Below are 12,206 nucleotides of genomic sequence, written 5' to 3'. Positions count from 1 at the left end.
TTCAATCAGCCTTATCAGCAGTGCGAGCGGTAGGTTTACGGAGACGGGAGACCGGCGCGACATGGGCCGAGCCGTTATTCAGGGCGATCATCAGCGCGGGCAGCCAGCGGCCCAGCAGGCTGAACAGATCGCCGGCGCCAACCTGGCGGTTGGCGGTTTTGAGTACGCGGCCCAGGCAGGCATCGTCGTCGCGACCGGACGGCGAGGCGTTGAGCATGTCGCGCAAAGACTGTTCAAACGGATCGTGCATACGCACCTCTCGTGATGTCTGTGAAAGACGCGGGCAAATTTGGTCGGGTCACATGGCGCATCTTCATACCCAGCGCAAACGGCGAAACAACCACCATTGTCCGAACGCCAGGGCGAGCACCGTCAGACAGGCGATCAGGAAACCATAAGGGCTGCTCGAGAACGGAATGCCGCCGACATTGATGCCCAGCAGACCGGTAATAAAACTCATCGGCAAAAAGATGCAGGTGATGATCCCGAAGCGGTACATCGTGCGATTCATGTGCACGCTCAAGCGCCGGTCTTCAGCCTCCAGCACAAGCCCCACGCGCTCTCGGGTCAATTCGAGCTCTTCGAGATAACGGGTCAGGCTGTTGTTCAATTCGTTCCAGTAGTCGGCATCGTCATCGACGAACCACGGCAGTTTTATCCGCGTCAGCTGTCCGAAAATATCCCGCTGCGGTGCCAGAAAACGCTTCAGCCCGGCAGCCCGGCGACGGATGTGCAAAATGGCACCATGCTCGGGGGTATACCGTTCGTCGGCATCCAGTTTTTCTTCCTCTTCATCGACCACTTCGGAGAGGCAAGTCACCAGATCCTGCACCTTGTTGGTGAGGAATTGCGCCAGATACAGCATCAGCTCGGACGAGGTTTTCGGCCCCTTGCCCTCGCCCAGCATCACCAGCAACTCATCGGTGGCGCGCAATGGACGCAAACGCAGGGAAATCACCCGCTGGGCCGAAGCGAAAATCCGCACCGACACCATGTCTTCCGGCTCGGCACCCGGGTTGAGGTTGACCCCGCGCAAAAACAACAGCAGCTCGGAATCCGGCAGCGGCAACAGGCGTGGTCGGGTGTTTTCTTCCAGCAGCAGATCGCAGGTGAACTCGTTGAGCCCACTGGATTTGCGCAGCCAGGTCTGGGTCTGCGGGTGACTGCGATCCCAATGCAGCCACAAGCTTTCATGAGCCTGCAGCTGCAGATCGTCGAGATCAGTCCGGGCTATCGAACGCGCACCGCCTTTACCGTCCAGCACCAGGGCATGCACCAGCCCCCATTGCGCGTTTTCTTCCTCGAACATCCTCACCCCTGTGGTTACCGCGATTTATTCAGGCATTTTCAGCGGACTTGGCGAGATGATCACGCCATTGTTGTCCGCATAGATGTACTGGCCGGGATGGAAAGTGACACCCGCAAACGTCACCGGCACGTTGAGGTCGCCGATACCGCGCTTGTCGGTTTTCATCGGGTGGCTGGCCAGGGCCTGCACGCCAAGATCGGTCTGGGCGATGACGTCCACATCACGAATGCAGCCGTAGATGACCAGCCCTTCCCAACCGTTTTTCGAGGCTTTCTCGGCGAGCATGTCGCCCAGCAGCGCACGGCGCAGGGAACCGCCACCGTCCACCACCAGCACCTTGCCATTACCCTTGAGCTCGACCTGTTCCTTGACCAGCGAGTTGTCTTCGAAGCACTTGATGGTCACGATCTCGCCGCCGAACGAATCACGGCCGCCGAAATTGCTGAACATCGGGTCCAGCACCTGAACCAGCTCCGGATAGGCGTCGCACAGGTCAGGCGTAAGGTAATGGTTCATCGAATAACTCCTGTAACAAGGAAGACGATCAAGGATGTCGCACTCTTTTGAAACGAGTCCCGGCGGTCGCTGTTTACCTTAGCCCATGTCATGGTCGCTGAACGAACCTGAACACAAGCTGAAACGTAATAGCGAAACAGTCACTAAATATGACCAGAACCGTCCAATGCGTCATATCTTAGCCGCAAGCCGACTCGAACGAAATGCCCTTTTCAGGGCGCCGCGTTCAGACCGCTGCCGCCAGATCCGGCTTCTCGCCAAGCAATGGCGTGTGCTGATCCGCCAGCCAACGCGCCACCAGCGGCCAGACCTCAGCCTGCGCTGCCTTGCTGACCAGCATCTCGACATGCCCGAACTGATCGTTGAAACCCTGTTCACGGCCCAGGTTGATGAACTGCTTGTGCTCGGAGCCGATCTGTTCGAACAGTTTCTGGCACGCCCAGGCCGGATCCTGATGATCGCCCGCCGCGCTCACTGCCAGCACCGGCACCTGCACATCGGCAAGGCCTGCCCACCAATCCTTGTCCTTGTCGCCGAAACGGCCGAACAGTCCATACCAGCGCATGCTTTCCAGCGCCAGGCCGATCGGCTCGTCCTCGGGGCCGCGCTTGAGCCGCGAGCCAGACAACTGGGCAAAACGCTTGAGAATGAAGCGCCCGCTCCACTCCACCGGCGGAATTTTCAGCGGCCAGTACGTGCGGCTGACCTGGGTGCCGAAAAACGCCGCCGAGGCCACCGCCGGCTCACCTAGGTATTCGCCGCCCAGCGCGGCCGCCAACGTGATGCCACCCAGCGAGTGGCCGATCCAGTGCGGAATCTGCCCGCTCTGCTCCCGGACGAACGCGGCGATGGCCGGCAGATCGTAACGGGCATAGTCGGCGACGCGGTTGCGGCGGTAGTCCTCGTTGCGCTGGGACAGACCGTGACCGCGCATTTCCGGGATCCACACATCGAAGCCCAGCCGCGTCAGATACGCGCCCAGGCCCAGGCCCTTCGGCGAAAACCAGAAGCGCCGGTTGGAGAAACTGCCGTGCAGCAAGATCACCGGCACGCCGCGCGACGCCGGCTCATCCGCCATGCCGAGACGGGTCACCGCGATTTCCACGGACCAGTCAGGGCTGTTGCCCGGTTTCAAACGGTAAACGTCTTCGCTCAGATCACCGCGTCGTTCGGCGCTGATCAGGGCGACAGGAAATAGGTTGCTGCTGCTTTGCATAATGCTCTTGCACAAAAAAGGGCGGCATCCGGAGAGCTCGCCCTACTTCAATCTTAAAGCCCCGACCCGGTTCAACGGGTCGGAGCTTCATTCACGGCTTATTCCGCCGCCTGGCCTTCGGCAAGGAAGAACCAGGTTTCCAGCACGGTGTCCGGGTTCAGCGACACGCTTTCGATGCCCTGCTCCATCAGCCACTTGGCCAGGTCAGGGTGGTCCGAAGGACCCTGACCGCAGATGCCGATGTACTTGCCGGCCTTGTTGCACGCAGCAATCGCGTTGGCCAACAGCTTCTTAACCGCCGGATTACGCTCGTCGAACAGGTGCGCAATGATCCCGGAGTCACGGTCCAGACCCAGTGTCAGCTGAGTCAGGTCGTTGGAGCCGATCGAGAAACCGTCGAAGAATTCGAGGAACTCTTCAGCCAGGATCGCGTTGGATGGCAGTTCGCACATCATGATCACGCGCAGACCGTTGTCGCCACGCTTGAGGCCATTCTCGGCCAGCAGATCCACCACCTGGCTGGCTTCGCCAAGGGTACGGACGAACGGCACCATGATTTCGACGTTGGTCAGGCCCATCTCGTTGCGCACGCGTTTCAGCGCACGGCACTCGAGTTCGAAGCAGTCGCGGAACGATTCGCTGATGTAACGCGACGCGCCACGGAAGCCCAGCATCGGGTTTTCTTCTTCCGGCTCGTAGAGTTTGCCGCCGATCAGGTTGGCGTATTCGTTGGACTTGAAGTCCGACAGACGCACGATGACCTTCTTCGGTGCGAACGCAGCGGCCAGGGTGCTGATGCCTTCAACCAGCTTCTCGACATAGAAGCCGACCGGATCGTCGTAACCGGCGATGCGCTTGTCGACGCTTTCCTTGATGTCCTGTGGCAGGCCGTCGTAGTTCAACAGCGCTTTCGGGTGCACGCCGATCATGCGGTTAATGATGAATTCCAGACGGGCCAGGCCCACACCGGCGTTCGGCAGTTGCGCGAAGTCGAAGGCGCGGTCCGGGTTGCCGACGTTCATCATGATCTTGAACGGCAGCTCCGGCATGGCGTCGACGGAGTTCTTCTTGATGTCGAAACCCAGTTCGCCTTCGAAGATGTAACCGGTGTCGCCTTCGGCACAGGACACGGTCACGCCCTGGCCATCCTTCAGCAGTTGGGTGGCGTTGCCGCAACCGACAACAGCAGGAATACCCAGCTCACGAGCAATGATCGCCGCGTGGCAGGTACGGCCGCCACGGTTGGTGACGATGGCGCTGGCGCGCTTCATGACCGGTTCCCAGTCCGGGTCGGTCATGTCGGAGACCAGTACGTCGCCCGGCTGAACCTTGTCCATCTCGGAGACGTCCTTGATGATCCGCACCTTGCCGGCGCCGATGCGCTGGCCAATGGCACGGCCTTCCACCAGCACGGTGCCGGTTTCTTTCAACAGGTAACGTTCCATGACGTTGGCCTGGGTGCGGCTCTTCACGGTTTCCGGACGGGCCTGCACGATGTACAGCTTGCCGTCGTCACCGTCTTTGGCCCACTCGATGTCCATCGGGCAGCCATAGTGCTTCTCGATGATCATCGCCTGCTTGGCCAGCTCGCTGACTTCAGCGTCGGTCAGGCAGAAACGCGCGCGTTCGGCCTTGTCGACATCAACGGTTTTCACGGAACGACCGGCCTTGGCCTCGTCGCCGTAGATCATCTTGATGGCCTTGCTGCCCAGGTTGCGACGCAGGATCGCCGGGCGACCGGCTGCCAGCGTGCCCTTGTGGACGTAGAATTCGTCCGGGTTCACCGCGCCTTGTACAACGGTTTCGCCCAGGCCGTAGGCGCCGGTGATGAACACCACGTCACGGAAGCCGGATTCGGTATCGAGGGTGAACATCACACCGGCGGTGCCGGTTTCCGAACGCACCATGCGCTGCACGCCGGCCGACAGGGCGACCAGCTTGTGGTCGAAGCCCTGGTGCACGCGGTAGGAAATGGCACGATCGTTGAACAGGGAAGCGAACACTTCCTTGGCCGCGCGGATGACGTTTTCCACGCCACGGATGTTCAGGAAGGTTTCCTGCTGACCGGCGAACGAAGCGTCCGGCAAGTCTTCGGCGGTGGCGGAGGAACGCACGGCCACGGCCACGTCAGGATTGCCGGCCGACAGCGCGGCGAACGCGGTGCGGATCTCGGTGTTCAGTTTTTCAGGGAATTCGGCTTCCATGATCCATTGGCGGATCTGAGCGCCGGTCTTGGCCAGGGCATTGACGTCATCGACGTCCAGCGCATCGAGGGCCTTGTGGATCTGATCGTTCAGACCGCTCAGTTCCAAGAAGTCGCGATAGGCTTGCGCCGTGGTGGCGAAGCCGCCGGGGACCGAAACACCGGCACCGGCCAGGTTACTGATCATCTCGCCCAGGGATGCGTTCTTGCCCCCCACATGCTCAACATCGTGTTTGCCGAGCTTATCGAGGGAAACTACGTACTCTACCAAGGTGATCTCTCCACTAACTGTGTTGGAAAAGCTCAGAAACCGGCGGCTCGGGGGAGCGTTGGCCGGCTGTATGGCCTGGACCTGGAAAATAAGTGAGAATGCGGGCCAATGGCGGCCGGCAAATCGCGCCTATCATATCCAGAAATACTCATTAGCTTAAGGCCCAAGGTGCAAATGAAACGATCTGCTTTCTTTATCTCCGATGGCACCGGCATCACCGCCGAAACCCTGGGTCAAAGCCTTCTGGCGCAGTTCGAAAACATTACCTTCAGCAAATTCACGCGGCCGTACATCGACAGCGTTGAAAAAGCGCGGGCCATGGTACAACAAATCAACAAAGCCGCTGAAACCGACGGTTTCCGGCCGATCATCTTCGACACCATCGTCAATCAGGACATTCGTGAGATTCTCGCAACCTCCAATGGTTTCATGATCGACATCTTCTCGACGTTCCTCGCCCCGCTCGAGCAGGAACTGACCGAGCATTCTTCCTACACCGTCGGCAAATCCCACTCCATCGGTCACAACTCCAATTACATGGAGCGGATCGAGGCGGTGAACTTCGCCCTCGACAACGACGATGGCGCCCGCACCCACTATTACGACAAGGCCGACCTGATACTAGTGGGCGTGTCGCGTTGTGGTAAGACGCCGACGTGCCTGTACATGGCGATGCAGTTCGGCATCCGCGCGGCCAACTACCCGCTGACCGAAGACGACATGGAACGCCTGCAACTGCCGGCCGCCCTGCGTGCTCACCAGCACAAGCTGTTCGGCCTGACTATCGATCCGGACCGCCTCACCGCGATCCGCAACGAACGCAAGCCCAACAGCCGCTATTCGAGCTACGCCCAGTGCGAGTTCGAAGTGCGCGAGGTGGAAAACCTGTTCCGCCGCGAGAACATTCCGCACATCAACTCCACGCATTTCTCGGTAGAAGAAATTTCCGCGAAGATCCTCGTGGAAAAAGGCGTGGAGCGGCGCTTCAAATAACCAATAAATCGACAAACCGGTTCACCGGCGTGGTTTCAAGCCGCGCCTGATCCTTGCACAGCGCAAGAATCTCCCCGCTGCGCTGCCCGGTGAAACGGGTGGCCAGATTTGCCCTGAACTTGTCCTCCAGCAATGGAATGCCCTCGGCGCGACGCCGGCGATGGCCAATCGGGTATTCCACCACCACGTTCTCCGTGCTCGAACCGTCCTTGAAAAACACCTGCACCGCGTTGGCAATCGAGCGTTTGTCGGCCTCCAGGTATTCACGGGTGAAGCGCGGGTCCTCGACGATGACCATTTTCTCGCGCAGCACATCGATGACCGGATGGGCCTTGTGGAAATCGTCTTCGTACTGCTCGGCCACCAGATTGCCGAACGCCAGCGGCACGGCGGTCATGTACTGGAGGCAGTGATCGCGGTCGGCGGCATTGGCCAGCGGCCCGACCTTGGAAATGATGCGAATCGCCGATTCGTGGGTGGTGATGACGATCCGGTCGATCTCATGCAGACGATTACGCACCTGCGGGTGCAAGGTCACGGCGGCTTCGCAGGCGGTTTGCGCGTGGAATTCGGCGGGGAAGCTGATTTTGAACAGCACGTTCTCCATCACGTAGCTGCCGAACGGTCGGGAAAAACTGAAGGCGCGCTTGTCTTCGGGCTTGAGCGCCAGATCGTTGTTGGTGTGGCTGAACAAAACGTCGTAAAAGCCCCATTGTTTGGCACTCAAGACGCCGGGGATTCCCATTTCGCCGCGCATCGCGATATCCGCCAGCCGCACGCCCCGGCTCGATGCATCCCCCGCCGCCCAGGATTTGCGTGAACCGGCGTTCGGCGCATGGCGGTACGTGCGCAATGCCTGGCCGTCGGCGAACGCGTGGGACAACGCTGATAACAGCTGCTCACGGTTGGCGCCCATCAGTTTGGCGGTCACGGCAGTCGAGGCCACCTTCACCAGAATGACGTGGTCGAGTCCTACGCGATTGAACGAGTTTTCCAGCGCGATCACGCCCTGGATTTCGTGGGCCATGATCATCGCTTCGAGTACATCGCGCACCGTCAGCGGCGTTTCACCATTTGCCAGACGCTTTTGCGACAGGTGATCGGCCACCGCGAGAATCCCGCCGAGGTTGTCCGACGGATGCCCCCATTCGGCGGCGAGCCAGGTGTCGTTGTAATCGAGCCAGCGCACGATGCAGCCGATGTCCCACGCGGCTTTGATTGGGTCGAGGCGATAGGACGTGCCTGGAACTCGGGCGCCGAATGGGACGACGGTGCCTTCGACGATGGGGCCAAGGTGTTTGGTGCACTCGGGGAAACGCAGAGCCAGCAGGCCGCAGCCCAGCGTGTCCATCAGGCAGTTGCGGGCGGTGTCGAGGGCTTCGGCAGATTCGATCTTGCAGGTGAGGACGTAATCGGCGATGTCCTGCAGGACACGGTCGTAGTCGGGGCGGTTGTTCAGGTCGACGTTGGCGCTCATTGCGGTTCTCCTGGGTGGGGAATGATGAGTGGTGGGGTCTTCCTCAGGGGGCTGGTTGGTTTTTTTGTTTAGAGCAGATCGTGGGTGTCTGCTTTGGGGTGTTTCTTCAGTTGGATTGTTGCCCTCACCCTAGCCCTCTCCCGGAGGGAGAGGGGACCGAATGGGGGATATTCAAGCGTTACGCCGACCTGAACGTCTTTCTGTGAATCCATAATCGCCAAGATGCTTCAGGTCGCAGGACATCTAATTACAACTCGGCCAGCCCCCTCTCCCTCCGGGAGAGGGGGCTGGGGTGAGGGAGCTCTTGATCTTAAAAAGAGTCGCCAGGAACGCGCACGTAACCTTCCATCAGGACGCGTGCACTGCGGCTCATGATCGCTTTCTTCACAACCCATTCGCCATTTTCAAGGCTGGCCTCAGCCCCCACACGCAACGTCCCGGACGGATGCCCGAACCGCACGGCATTGCGTTCAACGCCGCCGGCCGCCAGGTTTACCAAGGTGCCGGAGATCGCTGCGGCGGTGCCGATCGCCACCGCCGCCGTCCCCATCATCGCGTGGTGCAGCTTGCCCATCGACAACGCCCGCACCAGCAAATCCACATCCCCGGCGCCAATGGCTTTGCCACTGGATGCCACGTAATCCGCAGGTTTGGCAACGAACGCCACTTTCGGCGTGTGCTGACGCTTGGCCGCTTCATCCAGACTGGAAATCAGCCCCATGCGCAAAGCACCGTAGGCACGAATGGTCTCAAACATCTGCAACGCTTTCGGATCGCTGTTGATCGCGCTCTGCAGCTCGGTGCCGGTGTAACCGATGTCTTCGGCGTTAACGAAGATCGTCGGGATACCCGCGTTGATCATGGTCGCCTTGAACGTGCCGATGCCCGGCACCTCCAGCTCATCGATCAGGTTGCCGGTAGGGAACATCGAGCCACCGCCGCCCTCTTCTTCCGCCGCCGGGTCCATGAATTCGACCTGGACTTCGGCGGCCGGAAAGGTCACGCCGTCGAGTTCGAAATCGCCGGTTTCCTGGACTTCGCCATTGGTGATCGGCACGTGGGCAATGATCGTTTTACCGATATTGGCCTGCCACACGCGAACCACCGCCACACCGTTGTGCGGAATGCGGCTGGCGTCCACCAGACCGTTGCTGATGGCGAACGAACCGACTGCCGCCGACAGGTTGCCGCAGTTGCCGCTCCAGTCCACGAACGGCTTGTCGATCGACACCTGACCGAACAGGTAATCGACGTCGTGATCGGCCTTGATGCTTTTCGACAGGATCACGGTTTTGCTGGTGCTCGAGGTGGCGCCGCCCATGCCGTCGATCTGCTTGTCGTACGGGTCGGGGCTGCCGATGACCCGCAGCAACAGCGCATCACGGGCCGGGCCGGGAATCTGCGCCGCTTCGGGCAGATCCTTGAGGCTGAAAAACACGCCTTTGCTGGTGCCGCCACGCATGTAGGTAGCGGGGATTTTGATCTGCGGTGCGAAATTAGCTGCGTGAGCCATGGTGCTCCTTAACGAAGGCATGGGACTTGAAGTCCCATGCCCACATCAGTTGATTTAAACGGCAACCGCCGACTCTTCGAGGAAGTCCTGAGCGAAGCGCTGCAACACGCCGCCGGCCTCGTAGATCGACACTTCTTCGGCGGTGTCGAGGCGGCAGGTCACCGGCACGTCGACGCGTTCGCCGTTCTTGCGATGGATCACCAGCGTCAGGTCGGCGCGCGGCGTGCGCTCACCGATCACGTCGTAGGTTTCGCTGCCGTCGATGCCCAGCGTCTTGCGGTCATTGCCCGGTTTGAACTCCAGCGGCAACACGCCCATGCCCACCAGGTTGGTGCGGTGAATGCGCTCGAAACCTTCGGCGGCGATCGCTTCCACACCCGCCAGACGCACGCCTTTGGCCGCCCAGTCGCGGGACGAACCCTGGCCGTAGTCGGCGCCGGCGATGATGATCAGCGGCTGCTTGCGTTCCATGTAGGTTTCGATGGCTTCCCACATGCGCATCACTTGGCCTTCCGGCTCGACACGGGCCAGCGAACCCTGCTTGACCTTGCCGTTTTCCACGACCATTTCGTTGAACAGTTTCGGGTTGGCAAACGTTGCGCGCTGCGCGGTCAAGTGGTCGCCACGGTGGGTCGCGTAAGAGTTGAAGTCCTCTTCCGGCAGGCCCATTTTCGCCAGGTATTCGCCGGCGGCGCTGTCGAGCATGATCGCGTTCGACGGCGACAGGTGATCAGTGGTGATGTTGTCCGGCAGCACCGCCAGCGGGCGCATGCCCTTGAGCGGTCGCGCCCCGGCCAGCGCGCCTTCCCAGTACGGCGGACGGCGGATGTAGGTGCTCATTTCGCGCCAGTCGTACAGCGGCGTGACTTTCGGGCCGGTGTCTTCATGGATGGCGAACATCGGGATGTAGACCTGACGGAACTGCTCAGGCTTGACCGAGGATTTCACCACCGCGTCGATTTCTTCGTCGCTCGGCCAGATGTCTTTCAGGCGGATTTCCTTGCCGTCGACCACGCCGAGCACATCTTTTTCTATGTCGAAACGAATGGTGCCGGCAATCGCGTAGGCCACCACCAGCGGCGGCGAAGCGAGGAACGCCTGCTTGGCGTACGGGTGAATCCGCCCGTCGAAGTTGCGGTTGCCAGACAGCACAGCGGTCGCATACAGATCGCGGTCGATGATCTCTTGCTGGATCACCGGATCCAGCGCGCCGGACATGCCGTTGCAGGTGGTGCAGGCAAACGCGACGACGCCGAAACCGAGTTGCTCCAGCTCCGTGGTCAGCCCCGCTTCATCGAGGTACAGCGCCACGGTTTTCGAGCCAGGCGCCAGCGACGACTTGACCCACGGTTTGCGGGTCAGCCCGAGCTTGTTGGCGTTGCGCGCCAGCAGGCCGGCGGCGATCACGTTGCGCGGGTTGCTGGTGTTTGTGCAGCTGGTGATGGCGGCGATGATCACCGCGCCGTCAGGCATTTGCCCCGGCACGTCTTCCCACTGGCCGGCGATGCCTTTGGCCGCCAGATCCGACACCGCCACACGGGCGTGCGGGTTGCTCGGGCCGGCCATGTTGCGCACCACCGAAGACAGATCGAAGGTCAGGCCGCGCTCGTATTGCGCGCCTTTCAGGCTGTCGGCCCAGAGACCGATCTGCTTGGCGTATTGCTCGACCAGCTGAACTTGCTGGTCTTCGCGACCGGTGAGTTTCAGGTAATCGATAGTCTGCTGGTCGATGTAGAACATCGCCGCCGTGGCGCCGTATTCCGGGGCCATGTTGGAGATGGTCGCGCGGTCGCCGAGGGTCAGTGCCGAAGCACCTTCGCCGAAGAACTCCAGCCATGCGCCGACCACTTTCTGTTTGCGCAGGTATTCGGTCAGCGCCAGCACCATGTCGGTGGCGGTGATGCCCGGTTGCAGCTTGCCGGTCAGTTCGACGCCGACGCTTTCCGGCAGGCGCATCCACGACGCGCGGCCGAGCATCACGCTTTCGGCTTCCAGACCACCGACACCGATGGCGATCACGCCCAGCGCATCGACGTGCGGGGTGTGGCTGTCGGTGCCGACGCAGGTATCCGGAAATGCCACGCCGTCGCGCACCTGAATCACCGGAGACATTTTCTCCAGGTTGATCTGGTGCATGATGCCGTTGCCCGGCGGGATCACGTCGACGTTCTTGAACGCCTTCTTGGTCCAGTTGATGAAGTGGAAGCGGTCTTCGTTGCGACGGTCTTCGATGGCGCGGTTCTTCTCGAACGCCTGGGCGTCAAAACCGCCCGCTTCAACCGCCAGCGAGTGGTCGACGATCAGTTGGGTCGGCACCACCGGGTTGACCTGCGCCGGGTCGCCGCCCTGCTGGGCAATCGCGTCGCGCAGGCCGGCCAGATCCACCAGCGCGGTCTGGCCGAGAATGTCGTGGCACACCACGCGAGCCGGGAACCACGGGAAGTCGAGGTCGCGTTTGCGCTCGATCAGTTGTTTCAGGGAATCGGTGAGCGTGGCCGGGTCGCAGCGACGCACGAGGTTTTCCGCCAGCACGCGAGAGGTGTACGGCAGGGTGTCGTAGCTGCCGGGCTGGATCCCATCGACAGCCGCGCGGACGTCGAAAAAGTCCAGCGGCGTGCCGGGCAGGTTCTTGCGAAATTCTGTGTTCATCGGTCAGGACTCGGTCACGGTAGTTTCAAAGAGGGGGCGCCTGTGCCGGCGCCCTCCCC

The 12,206-nt window shown here is 61.0% G+C and carries 9 protein-coding genes; 1 reads left to right on the top strand and 8 read right to left on the bottom strand.

The window, feature by feature from the left end:
- Position 1: 1 nt before the first annotated feature.
- From EIY71_RS04125 to ppsA, 5 genes are all read right to left on the bottom strand, one after another.
- A complete protein-coding gene (locus EIY71_RS04125) occupies positions 2-250 on the bottom strand; it encodes a CrfX protein (protein WP_085700244.1) in 249 nt (82 codons plus the stop codon).
- Positions 251-313: 63 nt separating this feature from the next.
- Positions 314-1,309: a zinc transporter ZntB gene (locus EIY71_RS04120; RefSeq protein WP_011333249.1), complete on the bottom strand. Its 996-nt coding sequence runs from the start codon at positions 1,307-1,309 to the stop codon at positions 314-316.
- A 24-nt stretch (positions 1,310-1,333) separates the two neighbouring features.
- On the bottom strand, positions 1,334-1,825 hold the full coding sequence (gene rraA, locus EIY71_RS04115; RefSeq protein WP_007951984.1) for a ribonuclease E activity regulator RraA: 492 nt from the start codon (positions 1,823-1,825) through the stop codon (positions 1,334-1,336).
- 226 nt (positions 1,826-2,051) lie between these two features.
- A complete protein-coding gene (locus EIY71_RS04110; RefSeq protein WP_007951983.1) occupies positions 2,052-3,041 on the bottom strand; it encodes an alpha/beta fold hydrolase in 990 nt (329 codons plus the stop codon).
- A gap of 98 nt (positions 3,042-3,139) precedes the next feature.
- Positions 3,140-5,515, bottom strand: coding sequence for a phosphoenolpyruvate synthase (gene ppsA, locus EIY71_RS04105; RefSeq protein WP_102686938.1), 2,376 nt, complete (start codon positions 5,513-5,515; stop codon positions 3,140-3,142).
- A 174-nt stretch (positions 5,516-5,689) separates the two neighbouring features.
- Here ppsA and EIY71_RS04100 point away from each other — a divergent pair, with 174 nt between their 5' ends.
- Positions 5,690-6,508, top strand: coding sequence for a pyruvate, water dikinase regulatory protein (locus tag EIY71_RS04100; protein ID WP_011333245.1), 819 nt, complete (start codon positions 5,690-5,692; stop codon positions 6,506-6,508).
- Here EIY71_RS04100 and prpD read toward each other — a convergent pair.
- From prpD to acnD, 3 genes are all read right to left on the bottom strand, one after another.
- Positions 6,501-7,985 carry a 2-methylcitrate dehydratase gene (gene prpD, locus EIY71_RS04095; protein ID WP_134020577.1) on the bottom strand — a complete coding sequence of 495 codons (1,485 nt, stop codon included), beginning with the start codon at positions 7,983-7,985 and terminating at the stop codon, positions 6,501-6,503. The genes EIY71_RS04100 and prpD overlap by 8 nt on opposite strands.
- A 310-nt stretch (positions 7,986-8,295) precedes the next feature.
- Positions 8,296-9,498 (bottom strand): 2-methylaconitate cis-trans isomerase PrpF, encoded by a 1,203-nt coding sequence (prpF, locus tag EIY71_RS04090; protein WP_085747912.1) that lies wholly within the window; start codon positions 9,496-9,498, stop codon positions 8,296-8,298.
- A gap of 54 nt (positions 9,499-9,552) precedes the next feature.
- Positions 9,553-12,147, bottom strand: coding sequence for a Fe/S-dependent 2-methylisocitrate dehydratase AcnD (gene acnD, locus EIY71_RS04085; RefSeq protein ID WP_134020574.1), 2,595 nt, complete (start codon positions 12,145-12,147; stop codon positions 9,553-9,555).
- Positions 12,148-12,206: the final 59 nt, after the last annotated feature.

This window comes from Pseudomonas sp. CH235 (assembly GCF_004368175.1).
Classification (GTDB): Bacteria; Pseudomonadota; Gammaproteobacteria; order Pseudomonadales; family Pseudomonadaceae; genus Aquipseudomonas; species Aquipseudomonas paraglycinae.
The sequence above is the reverse complement of the archived record's forward strand: the minus strand, read 5'-3'. Positions and strand labels throughout refer to the sequence as shown.

Excerpts from the sequence above, each read along its gene's own strand:
- rraA (WP_007951984.1), bottom strand. The coding sequence starts at position 1,825 with ATGAACCATTACCTTACGCCTGACCTGTGCGACGCCTATCCGGAGCTG.
- prpF (WP_085747912.1), bottom strand. The coding sequence starts at position 9,498 with ATGGCTCACGCAGCTAATTTCGCACCGCAGATCAAAATCCCCGCTACC.
- EIY71_RS04100 (WP_011333245.1), top strand. The coding sequence starts at position 5,690 with ATGAAACGATCTGCTTTCTTTATCTCCGATGGCACCGGCATCACCGCC.
- EIY71_RS04125 (WP_085700244.1), bottom strand. The coding sequence starts at position 250 with ATGCACGATCCGTTTGAACAGTCTTTGCGCGACATGCTCAACGCCTCG.
- prpD (WP_134020577.1), bottom strand. The coding sequence starts at position 7,985 with ATGAGCGCCAACGTCGACCTGAACAACCGCCCCGACTACGACCGTGTC.
- acnD (WP_134020574.1), bottom strand. The coding sequence starts at position 12,147 with ATGAACACAGAATTTCGCAAGAACCTGCCCGGCACGCCGCTGGACTTT.
- EIY71_RS04120 (WP_011333249.1), bottom strand. The coding sequence starts at position 1,309 with ATGTTCGAGGAAGAAAACGCGCAATGGGGGCTGGTGCATGCCCTGGTG.
- EIY71_RS04110 (WP_007951983.1), bottom strand. The coding sequence starts at position 3,041 with ATGCAAAGCAGCAGCAACCTATTTCCTGTCGCCCTGATCAGCGCCGAA.